Origin of the sequence: Actinotalea sp. C106, from assembly GCF_023630195.1 — a bacterium.
Lineage (GTDB): Bacteria > Actinomycetota > Actinomycetes > Actinomycetales > Cellulomonadaceae > Actinotalea.
This window is the reverse complement of sequence record NZ_JALPKN010000062.1, coordinates 1-13,785: the sequence shown is the minus strand read 5'-3', so window position 1 is coordinate 13,785 and position 13,785 is coordinate 1. Positions and strand designations below refer to the sequence as shown.

Sequence of the window (13,785 nt, the reverse complement as noted above, 5' to 3'; positions counted from 1 at the left end):
GGCCTCCGACTTGGCGCGCCTCGGGCTCGACGCCGCCGTGGTGCACCGCCCCGGCACCGGGACCGACCTCGACACCCCGGCCGACTGGGCAGCGCTGCCGCTCGACGTCCGCGAGCGCGTAGAGTTTCAGGTCCCCGGGACCCGCTCCGCCCTGGAGGGCCCCGCTCCCCACTGACCGCGGTGGACCACCTCGGCCACGGGCCGGCGCGGTCGGCGCGTCGGTGACCCGCCCGGTTCCTCGTCCCGTGCCGGGTGCCCGAGGGTCACCGCTCCCACGGGGACGTGCGTCCCCGGGACGGCGAACTCCTGGCGGAAGGTGTCGACCTGCTCCTCGGGGATCCCGAAGAAGCAGGCCCCCAGCCCCGCGTCGACCGCCGACTGGAGGATCAGGAACGCCGCCATGCCGGTGTCGACGTGCCAGTACGGCACCGGCCAGGTGCGCCCGGGCTTGTCCCGCTCGGCGTAGCGCCGCCGGTAGGCCGACTCGTCGGACAACGGGACCACCACCACCGGGGCGGCGCTCATGCCACGCAGCCACCGGCTGGGTGGCCTGGCGGCCGCGATCGGCTCGGCCGGGCGGGGCGTGGTCGCCCGCCAGAAGCGCGCGACGTCCTGCGGGGTGTCCAGGACGAGGAACCCCCACCCCTGGCTGAACCCGGCGCTCGGGGCGCGCAGGGCGTTGGCCACCACGCGGTCGAGCACCACCGGGTCGACTGGGTCCTCGGCGTAGGACCGGACCATGCGCCGACGGCGGACGACCTCCTGGAACTCCATGGGGATGATCCTGCCGTGCGACGCCCCTGGGCGCGGAGCACCGGCATGATGGGCTGGTGCCAGAGCCCAGCGAACGCGTCGCCGAGGAGGCCCGCGCCCTGGCCGAGCAGCGGTGCCGCGCCGCAGGGATCGCCGTCCGACCGCTCGACTCCGCGGCCGAGGTGGGACGCGCGGTCCAGGTGCTCCGTGGCATCTGGGGCACCCCGGACGCCCTCGCGGCGCCCGCGATGCGAGCCCTCGAGCACGCCGGCAGCTACGTCATGGGCGTCTACTCGACCGCTGACGGGGAGCTGATCGGTGCCAGCGCCGCGTTCTTCGCCGAGCCGGACGCCCGGCGCCTGCACTCGCACGTGACGGGGGTGCGGGCGGGGCGACGGGGGGCGGGCGTGGGGACGGCCCTCAAGCTCGACCAGCGGGCCTGGGCCCTCGAGCGGGGCCTGCGGTCGATCAGCTGGACCTTCGACCCCCTCGTCGCCCGCAACGCGCACCTCAACCTGGCCCGGCTCGGCGCGCGGGTCACGGACTACCTCGCGGACTTCTACGGGTCCATGGGGGACGAGATCAACCGTGGGGACGCGACCGACCGGCTGCACGTCGAGTGGGAGGTCTCACGGCCCTGGCCCCCGCCCCCACCCCCGGTCGAGGCGCTCGCCGCCCCGGTCGCCCTCACGCTGACCACGGCCGGCCGGCCGGCCCCCGCCCCGGTGCCCGACGACGCCCCGTGGGTGCGCATCGTGGTACCGGCCGACGTCGAGTCGCTGCGGGCGAGCGACGCGGACCTGGCAGGGTGGTGGCGCACGGCGGTGCGGGACGCACTGCAGGCACGGCTCGAGACCGGCCACGAGATCCTCGGCTTCACCGCCGCCTCGGGCCATTACCTGCTGGGAGGCCCCCGATGACATCCGTGACACCCCATGGCTTCGAGACCCGCGTGCTGCGCATCCCGCTCGTGGCCCCCTTCGAGACGTCGTTCGGGCGGCAGGACGAGCGTGAGGTGATCCTCGTCCGAGCCGTGACCGCGGGGGCGGAGGGCTGGGGCGAGTGCGTGACCATGCCGATGCCGCTGTACTCCTCCGAGCACACCGAGGGGGCCTGGGACGTGCTGCACCGCTTCCTGTACCCGGCCCTGCTCGGCGTCGGGCCGATCAACCCGCGGCACGTCGCAGGCCGGGTCGAGCACATCGTCGGGCACCGGATGACCAAGGCCGCCGTCGAGCTCGCCCTGCTGGACGCCGCGCTGCACGAACGGGACGAGTCCTTCGCGAGCTACCTCGGCGCCGACCGCACGCACGTGCCCTCGGGGGTGTCCGTCGGGATCATGCCGAGCCTGGACGCCCTGCTCGCGACGGTGCAGGACTACCTCGACCAGGGCTACGCCCGGATCAAGATCAAGATCCGCCCGGGCTGGGACGTCGAACCCACCCGGCTGCTGCGCCGCACCTTCGGCGACGACCTGCTGCTCCAGGTGGACGCCAACGCCGCGTACACGCTCTCCGACGCGCGGCTGCTGCGCCAGCTCGACGACCTGGGCCTGCTGCTCATCGAGCAGCCCCTCGCGGAGGACGACCTGGTCCAGCACGCGGCCCTCGCCACCCAGCTGCAGACGCCGATCTGCCTCGACGAGTCGATCGTCTCGGCCAAGGTCGCCGCGGACGCGATCACCCTCGGCGCGACGCAGGTGATCAACGTCAAGGCCGGCCGGGTCGGCGGATACCTCGAGGCGGTCCGGATCCACGACGTCGCGCGCGCCCACGGGGTGCCCGTGTGGTGCGGCGGGATGCTCGAGACCGGCGTCGGACGGGCTGCCAACGCGGCCCTCGCCGCCCTGCCCGGGTTCACCCTGCCGGGGGACATCTCGGCCTCGGACCGCTTCTACGCCCAGGACGTGACCGACCCGTTCGTGCTGGACGAGGGCAGGATCGCCGTGCCCACCGGGCCCGGGCTGGGGGTCGAGGTGGACGCCGAGCGGCTCGAGGCCGTGACGGTCCGGCAGTCCTGGACCCCGGCACCAGGCCACGAGGCCGCTGCCGTGGTCGGCCTGTGACCGCCCCCTACCTCGCTGCGGCCCGGCGCAGGCTCGACGAGATCCTCGACGACGTACGGCGCCTCGTGGACCACGAGTCCCCGTCCCACGAGCCCACGGCGGTGGCCCGATCGGCAGAGCTCGTGGCCGAGGTGGGCACGAGGATCCTCGGCCGCGCCCCGGTGACCCTGACCGCGCAGGGCGGTCACCACCTGCTGTGGCGCCTCGGCTCAGGGCCGCGCCGGGTGCTGCTGCTCGGTCACCACGACACGGTCTGGCCCCTGGGCACCCTCGAACGAATCCCCACCTCGGTGGCCGACGGCGTGCTGCGCGGACCGGGGTGCCTGGACATGAAGACCGGGGTGGTCCAGGCGCTGGTGGCCTGCGCGCTGGTCGACGAGGCCCGGCAGGCAGGTGGCCCCGACCCCCTGGACGGGGTGACCCTCCTCGTCACGAGCGACGAGGAGACCGGTTCGGCGACCTCTCGCGCGGTGATCGAGGCCGAGGCCCAGGGCTGCGCCGCGGTCCTCGTGCTCGAGGCCGCAGGTCCGGGCGGGGCCCTCAAGACGGCCCGCAAGGGCGTCTCGCTCTACCAGGTGGAGGTCGCCGGCCTCGCGGCGCACGCCGGGCTCGAGCCCGAGAAGGGGGTCAACGCCGGGGTCGAGCTAGCCCGGCAGATCCCCCGGGTCGCGGCCCTGAGCGACCACCAGCTCGGCACCACCGTGACCCCGACCAGCGGGAGCATCGGCACGGCGACCAACACCGTCCCCGCGCACGCCCGCGTCGCGGTCGACGTCCGCGCGGTGACCACGGCCGAGCAGCAACGCGTCGACCGCGAGATCCGGGCCCTCGAGCCGCAGACCCCCGGGGCCCTGGTCACGGTGACCGGCGGGATCAACCGCCCACCGATGGAGGAGGGGACGTCGAGGGACCTGCTCGCGATGGCTCAGCAGGTGGCCCACGAGCTGGGCACCCGTCCCGTCGCGGGCGTCGCGGTCGGCGGCGCCTCGGACGGGAACTTCACCGCCGGGCTGGGCATCGCGACCCTCGACGGGCTCGGCGCTGTCGGCGACGGGGCGCACGCCGACCACGAGCACGTGGACCTGTCCTACGTGGCCGAGCGCACAGCCCTGCTCGCGGGCCTGGTGGACCGCCTCACCCGCTGAGGCAGGGCGTGCAGGATCAGGCCGTGCCGGCTCAGGAGTCGGCCTCGCGCCACTGCTCGAGGCGCTCGCGGCTCCGCACCAGGCGCAGCAGCGTGACGAGCACCAGCCCGCCGACGAGGTTGCCCGCGACGACGAAGCCGAACCACGGCAGCCACGCCGCGTAGCCCGCTCCCTGAACGCCCGCATGGATCGCGACGAAGATCAGCAGGGTGTCGAGGATCGAGTGGAAGAGCCCGGTGCCGACGATCACGAAGGCGATGGCGACCGCGGCGACCAGCGCGGCGACCTCGTCCTGGGTGCCGTTCTGCATGCGGGTCAGCAGGGTGATCGCGGCGCCGGCGAGGACCGCCAGGACGAAGGTGCGCAGGTCCAGCGGAGCCTCGAGGAACTCATGGGCGTACTCGTCGGCCACCTCGTGGAGGTCGGGGAGCCCGACGGCGATCAACCACGCGACGAGCCACCCCCCGACGAGGTTGCCGACGAGGGTTCCCCCCCACAGCCGCAGCAGCCGGGCCCAGGTCGCCTGACCGGCGGCGACGACCACGATGGGCACGTGGAAGCCCTCGGTGAACAGCTCGCTGTGGCCCAGGCGCAGGGCGATGAAACCGATCGAGAAGGCCAGCGCGGCGAGCAGGCGGCTACCGGTCGCGGCCTCCACCGCGAGCAGGGCGAGCACGCCGATGCCGACCTCGACGCCCGCGACGACTCCCGTGGCGAGCAGGTCCGGCGTCGTGCGGTAGAGACGCGGCCGCCCCTCGAGGACGACCCGGTCCAGGGCGACGTCCTTCTCCTCGGTGGTGGTCGGGTCGTCCTCCCGGTCCACCGGGGTCAGATGGTCCTCGCGGCCCTCGCGGTCGGGGAGCCGCTCGTCCTGCGCTGCCATGCGCCGTCTCCGTCTCTTCGAGGTCGGTCCCCGTGACGGTCACCTCACCACGGACGCCACCGGGCCGCAGGGCGAGAGAGGCCGCTTCGCCCACCTCGCCGCACCCGAGAGCCCCTCTGGTGTCGGCGCCTCGGGCTAGCGTCGCCTCATGGCCATCGTCGTGCGCTCGGCCGTGGGGCGCTTCGAGGACTTCACCACGGTGGTCGGGACCCGCAGGCCCGGCGCGAAGGGGTGCTGGTGCATGAGCTACCGCGACTCCAGGGTCCCCGACCTGGAGCGACCGGACTACATGCGCCAGGAGTGCGACGCCGACCCGGGCCCCGGGGTCCTGGCCTACGTGGACGAGGAGGTCGCCGGTTGGTGCTCGGTGGCACCCCGGTCGACGTACCGGCGCCTGACGAGGTCGCGCACCATCCCGTTCCTCGACGACCGTGACGCATGGAGCGTGGTGTGCTTCGTGGTCCGTCCACCGTTCCGGCGGCAGGGCCTGATGCACCACCTTCTCGCGGGTGCGGTCGAGCATGCCGCCGCGCACGGGGCCGAGGTCGTCGAGGGCTACCCGGCCGAGACCGGTGGCACCCGCATCGACCAGATCTCGGGGTACGTGGGCACCGTCGAGCTGTTCGAGGCCGCCGGCTTCCACCGCGCCTCGACGACCACCGCGCACTCGGGCCACCGGCCGCGGTGGCTCATGCGCCGAGAGCTGTAGGCGACCCGCCTGCCTGCGCGTGCGCCCTGGAGAAGGGCACCACGTGCAGGCAGGCTGCTGGCCGAGGGGGGTCGGCTCAGCCCTTGGCGGCGTCCTTGAGGGCCTGGCCGGCGGTGACCCGGGCGACGTGCCCGGCGGGGATCTCGAGAGGCTCGCCGGTGCGCGGGTTGCGCCCGGTCCGAGCGGCCCGCTCGGCACGCTCGACGCCGAGCAGGCCGGTGATGCGCACGGCCTCACCGGCCCGGAGGGCATCGACGAGCACCGCCTGGAGGCTCGCGAGGGCAGCGTCGGCCTGCGCCTTGCTGAGTCCGCTGCGCTCGGCGATCTGGGCGACGACGTCGGTACGGGTGAGGCTCACGGGTGCTCCTGAGGTCATGGGTCGATCTGGACGAGCCCACGCCGGACGGCGCGGACGAGACGGCGGGGCACCTGGACGGTGCGCCCGTCGACGGTCACGGGGACGAGCTCGACCGGCGTTGCGGTCCACTGCGCGCGCCGGGATCGTGTGCGGCTGCGCGACATCTTGCGCTTGGGGACGGCCATCAGCCCTGCCTGCCCTTCCACCGGGGGTTCTTCTTGTTGATGACGAAGGTGCGCCCGCGACGTCGCACGACGATCGAGCCGTCCTTCTTCTTGAGCGAGGCCAGCGAGGCCCGGACCTTCACGAAGCGTCCTCGACGTCCGCGGCCGGGGTGGACGCCGGGGGCACGGCGACGCCGTAGCGGCGACGGAACTTCTCGACCCGGCCCGCGGTGTCGAGCACGCGGGTGCGGCCGGTGTAGAACGGGTGGCTCGCGCTCGAGACGTCGACGTCGATCACCGGGTACGTCGCTCCGTCGGACCACTCGATCGTCTGCGCCGAGGTCATGGTCGACCTGGTGAGGATCGAGAAGTCAGCCGTGACGTCGCGGAAGACCACCGGCCGGTACTCGGGGTGGATGTCCTTCTTCATGGCGTGGCTCTCCTACCAGCTGGACTTGGTGATGCCGGGCAGCTCGCCCCGGTGGGCCATCTGACGCATGCGGATCCGGGAGAGCCCGAAGACTCCGAGGTAGCCGCGCGGGCGGCCGTCGGCGACGTCGCGGTTGCGGACACGGGTCGGGCTCGCGTCCCTGGGCAGGGCGTGCAGGGCTCGCATGGCCTCGGCGCGCTCGGCAGCGGTGCGGTGCGGGTCGACCGAGGCGGCCTTGAGCTCGCGTCGTCTCTCGGCGTAGCGGGCGACGACCTCCTTGCGGTGCTCGTTGCGGGCGATCTTGCTCTTCTTGGCCATCTCAGCGCTCCTCGCGGAAGTCGACGTGCCGACGGATCACCCAGTCGAACTTGCGCATCACGAGGCGCTCGGGGGTGGTGCGGCGGTTCTTGGTGGTGACGTAGGAGGCACCTGTCCCGGCGGTCGACCGGATCGTGACGATGGGCCGCAGGTCCTGGCGCTTGGCCGCCATCAGACCTTCTCCCCGCGCGCCAGGATCTCGGCCACGACCGCATCGATGCCTCGACGATCGATCGTGCGGATCCCTCGGACGCTGACGTTCAGCCGCACGTGCCGACCGAGCGAGGGCACCCAGTAACGCTTGCGCTGGATGTTGGGGTCGAACCGGCGCTTGGTCCGCACGTGGGAGTGCGAGATCGAGTGGCCGAAGCCGGGCGAGGTGCCGAGCACCTGGCAGACGGCTGCCATGGGGACCTCCTGGGCCGCAGGGGTGAGCCGCGGTCGGGTCGTGGTTGACGGGACGACTCGCAATCTAGAGACTGAGAATCATTCTCGTCAAACGGGTACAGTGTCGTCGACTGCTGCCCAGCCCCGTCCCCGACCCCCCGAGGGAGAACCATGGCCCCGCGTCTGCCGCTCACCGTCCTGGCGACCATCGACCCCGTCCTGCGTGACTCCGCCGTCATGGGCCTGGTCACCGACACCCCCGCGACCGTGGTCCTGCGCCACGACATCCTCGAGGACGCGATGGGCGACGGCGAGATCCGTCGGGTGGTGATCGACGGCACCGGGGTGGTCGAGGACGTGCGCGTCCCCCTCGAGCACGCGTGCCTCAGCTGCGCCGTGCGCGAGGATGCGCTGCCCACACTGCGCAGGCTCGCCGCGGACGGCCGCTGGGACGCCCTGGCCCTGGCGCTGCCCGTCTCAGCCGAGTCCCTGCCGGTCACCCGCGCGCTGAGCGGGGCCACCAGCCGCGGTGGTGAGCTGCCCGGGGTCCGCCTCGCCTCTGTGCTCGCGGTGGTCGACGTCGAGACCGTCGTCGAGGACCTGCTCGGCGACGACCTCCTCGAGGAGCGCGACCTCGCCCTGACCGGAGACGACCGTCGCTCGGTCGGCGAGGCCTTGGCCGCCCAGCTCGCCCACGCCGACCTCGTGCTGACCACCGGGGACGTCGACCTGCACCCCCAGGGGTCAGACCTCGTCGACCACACCCGGGCCCGGGATGGCCTGCGCCAGGACGGGCTGCACGACCTCGACGTCCGTAGCCTGCTGAGCACCCGGCACAACAGCCGACGCGGCGAGGCACGGCTCGACCCCGTCCAGGCCGCCCCGACCCGCAGCACCTCGGGCAGCGGGGTCTGGACCATCGAGCTGGTCGACGACCGTCCGGTCCACCCCGAGCGGTTCGTCGACCACGTCGCTGCCCTCGGCTCGGGCAGGCTCCGGTCGCGCGGGGTGTTCTGGGTCGCCGACCGGCCCGAGGCGGCCTGCGCCTGGGACGGCGCGGGCGGGCAGCTCAGCATCGGCACCCTGGGGCCGTGGGGACGCGCGCGTCCGGTCACCCGCCTGGTCGTGACCGGTACCGGGGACGAGGCTCCGCGCCTGCGGGCGGCCTTCGACCGCGTGCTCCTGACTCCTGAGGAGATGCGCCGCGGCCCCGATGCCTGGGCCGCCCACCACGACGCCCTCGAGCCCTGGCTCGGGGCACGCGAGTCGCTCTGAGCCCGACGTCCTCGGTCCACCGGCCGCCGTGGCGTGTGCCGTCGTCGCGATGTCAGCGGCGTGGTGCACAGTGGCGGCATGGAGCATAGCTTCGAGGCGCCCCTGTGGCTGTGGCAGGCGGGCCGCGGCGACGGGTGGACCTTCGTCAGCCTGCCCCCGGAGATCGCCGACGAGGTGCTCGACGTCGCCGCTCCCGTCGCGCGCGGGTTCGGTTCGGTCCGGGTGCAGGTGCGCGTGGGGGCGACCGTGTGGCGCACCTCGCTGTTCCCGAGCAGCACCGAGGCCACGTACGTCCTGCCGGTCAAGAAGGCCGTCCGGGCGGCCGAGGGCCTGGCGGTCGGGGACGCCGTGCGGGTGAGCATCACGCTCGTCGACCTCTGAGGGCGCAGGGCCCAGGTGATCCCGACCCCTCACAGCAGATAGCGTCCGGAGGACGATCCGCGCCCGGGTGCCGGGCAGTCCCGAGGAGCCCTTGTGACCGAGTCCCACCTCCAGCCTCCCAGCGCCGTGACCTCGGCCGCCCTGCTCACCGAGGCGCAGGCCCTCGGGCCCGACCTCGCCGCGCTGCGCCACGACCTGCACCGGATCCCCGAGATCGGGCTCGACCTGCCGCTCACCCAGGCTCGGGTGCTGGAGGCCCTCGAGGGTCTGGACCTCGAGATCATCACCGGCACGGCCGTCAGCTCCGTGACGGCCGTGCTGCGCGGCGGGCACCCGGGGCCTGCCGTCCTGCTGCGCGGGGACATGGACGCCCTCCCGGTGACCGAGGAGACGGGCGAGCCCTTCACCAGCGAGCACCCCGGCGTGATGCACGCCTGCGGCCACGACCTGCACGTGGCGGGACTGGTGGGGGCCGCCCGGTTGCTCGCGGCACGACGGGACGAGATCGCCGGCTCGGTGGTCTTCATGTTCCAGCCGGGCGAGGAGGGGGTCCACGGCGCCCGGTACATGATCGAGGAGGGGGTCCTCGACGCTGCCGGTGAGCGCGTGGTCGCCGCCTACGGGGTGCACGTGGTCTCGGCGATGGTGCCCCTCGGCGTCGTGACCGGCCGTCCGGGGACCGCGATGGCGGCAGCCGACCAGATGTACGTGACGATCCACGGCCGCGGCGGTCACGGGTCGATGCCCCACCTCGCCGCGGACCCGGTCACGGTCGCCGCCGAGATCGTCCTGGCCATGCAGACGGCGGTGACCCGGCAGCTCGACGCCCACGACCCCGTGGTGGTCTCGGTCGGGCGGATCCAGGCTGGCACCACCGACAACGTCATCCCCGCGACGGCTGAGCTCGCCGCGACGATCCGGACGTTCTCCCACGAGCACCACACCGCGGTGCCCGGGGTCCTCACCCGGCTGGTCGAGCACGTGGCCGCGGCCCACGGGCTCACGGCCGAGGTCGACTACGTGCGGGGCTACCCGGTCACCGTCAACGACGCCGACGAGGTGGCCCGCGCGGCACGGGTCGCCACGGCCATGCTCGGGCCCGAGCACTACGAGACCGCGCCCCGGCCCGTGTCCGGGGCGGAGGACTTCTCCTACGTGCTGCAGGAGGTGCCGGGGGCCTTCCTCTTCCTCGGGGCGACGCCACCCGACGCGGACCCGGCGACCGCGCCGTACAACCACTCCGCACGGGCGCGGTACGACGACAGCGCCCTGCCCGTCGCGGCAGCCCTCCTCGCCGGCCTGGCCCTGGACCGCCTCGAGCAGGGCTGACCGCAGGCCTGGGCTGAGCGGGGGCTCGTGGTGAGCCCGGTCAGCCCCCGGCTCGCCGCCCGCCGTGGACCCGGCGGTACAGGAAGCCCCCGCCCACGACCACGACAGCGAGCACCGCGTACATGAGCCCGTAGCCCCCCGCGGTCACGAGCAGGCCCAGCAGCACCGGCCCCACCCCGGTGCCGAGGTCCAGCAGCAGGAAGTACGTCCCCACCGCCCGCCCTACCCGCACCGGTGAGCTGGCCGTGACCGCGATCGCCTGGCCGGCAGACATGAACGTGCCGAACCCCGCCCCGGCCAGGGCCCCGGCCAGCAGCAGCATCGGGGCGTTCGAGGTGACGGCGAGCACCACCATCGCCGCCGCGAAGCAGGCGATCGCCGGGTACATGACGACGTCGTCCCCGCGGGCGTCCTGGAGGCGGCCCGCGACCAGGCGTGCGACGAGCACGACGAGGGCGTACACGAGGAAGAAGGCCGCCGCGGCCCCGCCCAGCTCGATGCTCTGGGCGAAGGACGTGACGAAGGTCAGGATCCCCGAGAACGCGGCCCCCAGGACGAGGGCCACCGAGGCGATCGGCAGGGCTGCGGGCTCGATCAGCCCGCCGAGCGCGGGCCGCCGGGCCCCCGGTGCACGGGCCGGCCGCTCCTGGGGTGCGTGCAGCGCGAGGGCCGCGAGCATCGCCAGCACCGAGGCGACGGCCGAGGCCGCGAACAGGGCGGTGTAGCCGGGGCCGTCGACCAGGACGATCGCCAGCAGGGGCCCGACGGCCGTCGCCAGGGTCGCGCTCATGCCGAAGTAGCCCGTCCCCTCAGCCCGCCGCGAGGGCGGGATCAGGGACTGCACGGTCGCCGACACCGCCGTGTGCGCTGCCCCGAAGGCCGCGCCGTGGACGAAGCGCACCACGAGCAGGAGGACCAGGCTGCCCGCGGCGGGGTAGCTCAGCGAGGCGAGGACGAAGAGCACGAGCCCGGCGAGGAGCACGCGCCGTCGGCCCAGGACGTCCGCGGCCGCCCCGGCCCAGGCCCGCGAGGCCAGCGCTCCGACGATGTACATCGACGAGGCCAGCCCCGCCTCGGCGTCCGCCGCACCGAAGCGCTCGACGGCGTAGAGCGCCATCGTGGTCATCAGCAGGTAGAAGACCATCGAGAGGAAGAAGCCGACCGCCAGGGCGAGCACGAAGCTCCGCGACCACAGGCGTGCCGTCACGAGGTGGACCCGGACGCTCCCCCGTCGGCGTGCTCGGTCCCGTCGGCGTGCTCAGGGGGCCACACCACGGCGAACCGCTCGAAGACCACCTCGAGGCGCAGCTCGGTCGACCGCAGGATCGCCCGCGGGCCCCCGTCGCCGTCGCAGGCCACCCAGTGGGAACCGAGCCGCGGCAGGGGCTCCCCCGACTCGACGAACTCCACGACCAGTGCGGCGGTGGCGCGCTTGGGACCGTGCAGCACGAGGTCGAGCAGCTCGTCCGCGAGGCCCGCCGAGTCGCCGAAGTGGTCGACCACCGGCTCCTCGGCCGGCAGCCCGGGGTGAGCCGCGACGTACTCGTCCCACATCCTGCGGGCCGTCGCCTCGTCGTGCGGGGCGACGGGCCGGCTGCGGGCGTCGGAGGTCACCGGAGGATCTTGCCAGGTCCTTCACAAGCCGGACGCCGGGTGCCGACGCCGCAGGACGTCAGCCCACCTCAGGTGGCGGGCAGTGCCGGCTCGTGGCGCTGGGCCTGCAGCTCGGCGTTGACCACGCCGCCGACGAGCACGACGATCGCGCTGAGCCAGAGCCACAGGATGCCGGCCAGGGCAGCGCCGATCACCTGCGCGGCGACCCGGACCGCGGCGTCGGCCTCTCCCACGTCGGGAGCCCCCGGCCCGGCGACACCGAGGTAGACCTGGAAGGCGAGGGCCACAGCCACCAGCCCGATCATCCCGACCACCGCACCGGGCAGGCAGCGTCGCCAGGTGGTCACCACGTTGGGCCCCCAGCGGTACAGGAGCGTCAGGAAGGCGACGCAGACCAGGCCGATCGCCGGCCACCGGAGCACGGCCCACGCCCCCTCGAAGGCGTCCCCCCAGCCGAACCACGCCGCGATCTGCTGCCCACCACCCAGCAGCGGCCCGATCACGAGCATCCCGAGCAGGGAGACGAGGGTCACCACCGCCCCGAGGGACATCCCCAGCCCCAGCCCCCACTGACCCAGCAGGCCACGACGCTCCGGGACGCGGTAGGCGTCGTCCAGGGCCCGGATGACGGCGCGGAACATGCGGCTCGCGAGCCACAGGGCGACCGCGACGCTCGTCACGGCCACGCCGGTGCGCTCCTCGCGCAGCAGGCTGCGCACCAGAGGCGCGAGGACGTCGGTGGTGACCTCCTGGTCGAACACCCGCGCCAGGCCGTCCACGAGGCCGTCCTCGATCTCGGTGACCTGCTCGTCCCCGACCACCCGCTCGAGGAAGCCGAGCGCCGCCCCGAAGGCGGTGAGCAGCGGGAGCAACGAGATGATCGCGTAGTAGGTCATCTCGGCCGCCAGGCCGGTGACCCGGACCTCGATCGAGCGCCGCACCCCGCGGACGGCCAGGAGCGCCAGGTTGTCCCGGCCGAGCATCACGGGGTGCCGGTCGGCGAGCGCGTCGAGGCGGTCGAGCACCCCCGAGCCCCGCGGACCGGCGCGCAGCTTCACGTGGGCCCCTGCGCAGGCACGGTCGGGCCGAGGACCCGCTCGGAGGTACCGCCGTAGGCGTACCCCTGCACGGCGCCGCCCGCCTCGAGCACCAGCCAGGCGTGCTGCGCCTGGGCTGCCTCGATCCTGGTCGTCATCTCCTGCGCCGTGGGGCTCTCCGTCTCGAAGGTCACCGTCGTGTCCGTGACGTAGGGCGCGTAGATCCGGGCGCAGGCCTCGCCGTCGGCTGGTGTCGCGTCCCGCACCGACCACGGGGGGCTCACGTCGTCAGGCATGGGTCGACCCTACTGACCGGACCTGCTGGGAAGCTCGGCTCAGCGCTTGAGCAGACCGCCCCCGACCCAGGCCCGGATCGCGGCGACGTCCTCGGGGCGCAGCTCCATGCGCGCCCCGCGGCACAGCCCGACGACGTTGTCCGCCCAGGTCTCGGCGACCTTGGCCACGGCGGGCCGGGCCGCGAGGTCCAGCCCCGCGTAGAGCACCCCCGAGATCACGGTGTTGACCGAGGCGCGGCCGATCGGCTCCCCGGCGGCCTGGCAGGCGTCCCGCACCCGGCGGGCCGTCTCGGGCCGGTCGAAGGGGGTCTGCTTGACGTCGTCGGCCAGGGCCGTCAGGAGCACGCGGTAGCGCTCGGTCGGCAGGTTGGGGATGTCGGTCACCTCGACGACCTGACGCTGCAGCGGGGGGAGGTCCACACCGGCAGCGGTCGGGAGGTCGGCCTCGCTGAACCTCTTGGGGTCCCACACGAACCCCGAGGACGCGCCGAGCTCGGGCACCTCGCGGGCGAGCCACGGGAAGAACCCGCCGGCGCCGTCCCAGCTCGAGGTGGCCAGGGCCGGGTCGGCCTTCTGCGCGGTCTGGGCGACGTGACCGCCGTTGAGGGGGCGGTCCGCGACGCGCACCGCCCGCAGGACGG

General features: G+C 74.0%; 20 protein-coding genes and 1 pseudogene. 7 read left to right on the top strand and 14 right to left on the bottom strand.

What is annotated here, in order from left to right:
- Positions 1 to 126: 126 nt before the first annotated feature.
- Positions 127 to 774, bottom strand: coding sequence for a nitroreductase family protein (locus tag L0B03_RS06445; RefSeq protein WP_250444960.1), 648 nt, complete (start codon positions 772 to 774; stop codon positions 127 to 129).
- A 56-nt stretch (positions 775 to 830) separates the two neighbouring features.
- Here L0B03_RS06445 and L0B03_RS06440 point away from each other — a divergent pair, with 56 nt between their 5' ends.
- The 3 genes from L0B03_RS06440 to L0B03_RS06430 are packed head-to-tail and all read left to right on the top strand — an operon-like array spanning position 831 to position 3,963.
- A complete protein-coding gene (locus L0B03_RS06440; RefSeq protein WP_250444959.1) occupies positions 831 to 1,673 on the top strand; it encodes a hypothetical protein in 843 nt (280 codons plus the stop codon).
- Positions 1,670 to 2,818 (top strand): o-succinylbenzoate synthase, encoded by a 1,149-nt coding sequence (gene menC / locus L0B03_RS06435; protein WP_250444958.1) that lies wholly within the window; start codon positions 1,670 to 1,672, stop codon positions 2,816 to 2,818. The genes L0B03_RS06440 and menC overlap by 4 nt, the downstream gene beginning before the upstream one ends.
- Positions 2,815 to 3,963, top strand: coding sequence for a M20 family metallopeptidase (locus tag L0B03_RS06430; RefSeq protein ID WP_250444957.1), 1,149 nt, complete (start codon positions 2,815 to 2,817; stop codon positions 3,961 to 3,963). Before menC ends, L0B03_RS06430 begins: the two co-directional genes overlap by 4 nt.
- Positions 3,964 to 3,994: 31 nt before the next feature.
- Here the strand turns inward: L0B03_RS06430 and L0B03_RS06425 are convergent, their stop codons facing one another.
- Positions 3,995 to 4,846 (bottom strand): formate/nitrite transporter family protein, encoded by an 852-nt coding sequence (locus L0B03_RS06425; RefSeq protein WP_250444956.1) that lies wholly within the window; start codon positions 4,844 to 4,846, stop codon positions 3,995 to 3,997.
- Positions 4,847 to 4,994: 148 nt separating this feature from the next.
- Between L0B03_RS06425 and L0B03_RS06420 the strand changes: the two genes are divergently transcribed.
- The gene (locus tag L0B03_RS06420) at positions 4,995 to 5,555 is read left to right on the top strand and encodes a GNAT family N-acetyltransferase (protein ID WP_250444955.1); all 561 of its coding nucleotides are present in this window, start codon (positions 4,995 to 4,997) and stop codon (positions 5,553 to 5,555) included.
- A gap of 76 nt (positions 5,556 to 5,631) precedes the next feature.
- Here the strand turns inward: L0B03_RS06420 and L0B03_RS06415 are convergent, their stop codons facing one another.
- The 7 genes from L0B03_RS06415 to rpmB are packed head-to-tail and all read right to left on the bottom strand — an operon-like array spanning position 5,632 to position 7,233.
- Complete coding sequence (locus L0B03_RS06415) at positions 5,632 to 5,913, bottom strand: HU family DNA-binding protein (RefSeq protein WP_250444953.1); 282 nt, start codon at positions 5,911 to 5,913, stop codon at positions 5,632 to 5,634.
- A 14-nt stretch (positions 5,914 to 5,927) separates the two neighbouring features.
- Entirely contained in the window at positions 5,928 to 6,098 is a 171-nt protein-coding gene (gene rpmF, locus L0B03_RS06410) for a 50S ribosomal protein L32 (RefSeq protein WP_250444951.1), read from the bottom strand.
- Entirely contained in the window at positions 6,098 to 6,220 is a 123-nt protein-coding gene (gene ykgO, locus L0B03_RS06405; protein WP_208055469.1) for a type B 50S ribosomal protein L36, read from the bottom strand. Before ykgO ends, rpmF begins: the two co-directional genes overlap by 1 nt.
- Positions 6,217 to 6,507 (bottom strand): type B 50S ribosomal protein L31, encoded by a 291-nt coding sequence (locus L0B03_RS06400; RefSeq protein WP_250444949.1) that lies wholly within the window; start codon positions 6,505 to 6,507, stop codon positions 6,217 to 6,219. The genes ykgO and L0B03_RS06400 overlap by 4 nt, the downstream gene beginning before the upstream one ends.
- A 12-nt stretch (positions 6,508 to 6,519) precedes the next feature.
- On the bottom strand, positions 6,520 to 6,825 hold the full coding sequence (gene rpsN, locus L0B03_RS06395) for a 30S ribosomal protein S14 (protein ID WP_250444947.1): 306 nt from the start codon (positions 6,823 to 6,825) through the stop codon (positions 6,520 to 6,522).
- A gap of 1 nt (position 6,826) precedes the next feature.
- Positions 6,827 to 6,997 (bottom strand): 50S ribosomal protein L33, encoded by a 171-nt coding sequence (rpmG, locus tag L0B03_RS06390; RefSeq protein WP_250444945.1) that lies wholly within the window; start codon positions 6,995 to 6,997, stop codon positions 6,827 to 6,829.
- Positions 6,997 to 7,233: a 50S ribosomal protein L28 gene (gene rpmB, locus L0B03_RS06385; protein WP_208055473.1), complete on the bottom strand. Its 237-nt coding sequence runs from the start codon at positions 7,231 to 7,233 to the stop codon at positions 6,997 to 6,999. The genes rpmG and rpmB overlap by 1 nt, the downstream gene beginning before the upstream one ends.
- 150 nt (positions 7,234 to 7,383) lie before the next feature.
- Between rpmB and L0B03_RS06380 the strand changes: the two genes are divergently transcribed.
- The 3 genes from L0B03_RS06380 to L0B03_RS06370 all read left to right on the top strand — a co-directional run bounded on the left by L0B03_RS06380 (position 7,384) and on the right by L0B03_RS06370 (position 10,197).
- A complete protein-coding gene (locus L0B03_RS06380) occupies positions 7,384 to 8,487 on the top strand; it encodes a GTP-binding protein (protein ID WP_250444943.1) in 1,104 nt (367 codons plus the stop codon).
- A gap of 78 nt (positions 8,488 to 8,565) precedes the next feature.
- The gene (locus L0B03_RS06375) at positions 8,566 to 8,868 is read left to right on the top strand and encodes a DUF1905 domain-containing protein (protein ID WP_250444941.1); all 303 of its coding nucleotides are present in this window, start codon (positions 8,566 to 8,568) and stop codon (positions 8,866 to 8,868) included.
- A gap of 93 nt (positions 8,869 to 8,961) precedes the next feature.
- Complete coding sequence (locus L0B03_RS06370; RefSeq protein WP_250444939.1) at positions 8,962 to 10,197, top strand: M20 family metallopeptidase; 1,236 nt, start codon at positions 8,962 to 8,964, stop codon at positions 10,195 to 10,197.
- A gap of 40 nt (positions 10,198 to 10,237) precedes the next feature.
- On the opposite strand, the gene L0B03_RS06365 is transcribed toward L0B03_RS06370, so the two are convergent.
- The 5 genes and pseudogenes from L0B03_RS06365 to L0B03_RS06345 all read right to left on the bottom strand — a co-directional run.
- The gene (locus L0B03_RS06365; RefSeq protein ID WP_250444937.1) at positions 10,238 to 11,404 is read right to left on the bottom strand and encodes an MFS transporter; all 1,167 of its coding nucleotides are present in this window, start codon (positions 11,402 to 11,404) and stop codon (positions 10,238 to 10,240) included.
- A complete protein-coding gene (locus tag L0B03_RS06360) occupies positions 11,401 to 11,811 on the bottom strand; it encodes an ASCH domain-containing protein (RefSeq protein ID WP_374204896.1) in 411 nt (136 codons plus the stop codon). The genes L0B03_RS06365 and L0B03_RS06360 overlap by 4 nt, the downstream gene beginning before the upstream one ends.
- Positions 11,812 to 11,879: 68 nt before the next feature.
- Positions 11,880 to 12,869 carry a YihY/virulence factor BrkB family protein gene (locus L0B03_RS06355; protein ID WP_250444936.1) on the bottom strand — a complete coding sequence of 330 codons (990 nt, stop codon included), beginning with the start codon at positions 12,867 to 12,869 and terminating at the stop codon, positions 11,880 to 11,882.
- Positions 12,866 to 13,144, bottom strand: coding sequence for a GNAT family N-acetyltransferase (locus L0B03_RS06350; protein WP_250444934.1), 279 nt, complete (start codon positions 13,142 to 13,144; stop codon positions 12,866 to 12,868). The genes L0B03_RS06355 and L0B03_RS06350 overlap by 4 nt, the downstream gene beginning before the upstream one ends.
- 39 nt (positions 13,145 to 13,183) lie before the next feature.
- Positions 13,184 to 13,785 (bottom strand): annotated as a pseudogene (locus tag L0B03_RS06345) (NYN domain-containing protein); the annotation flags it as partial.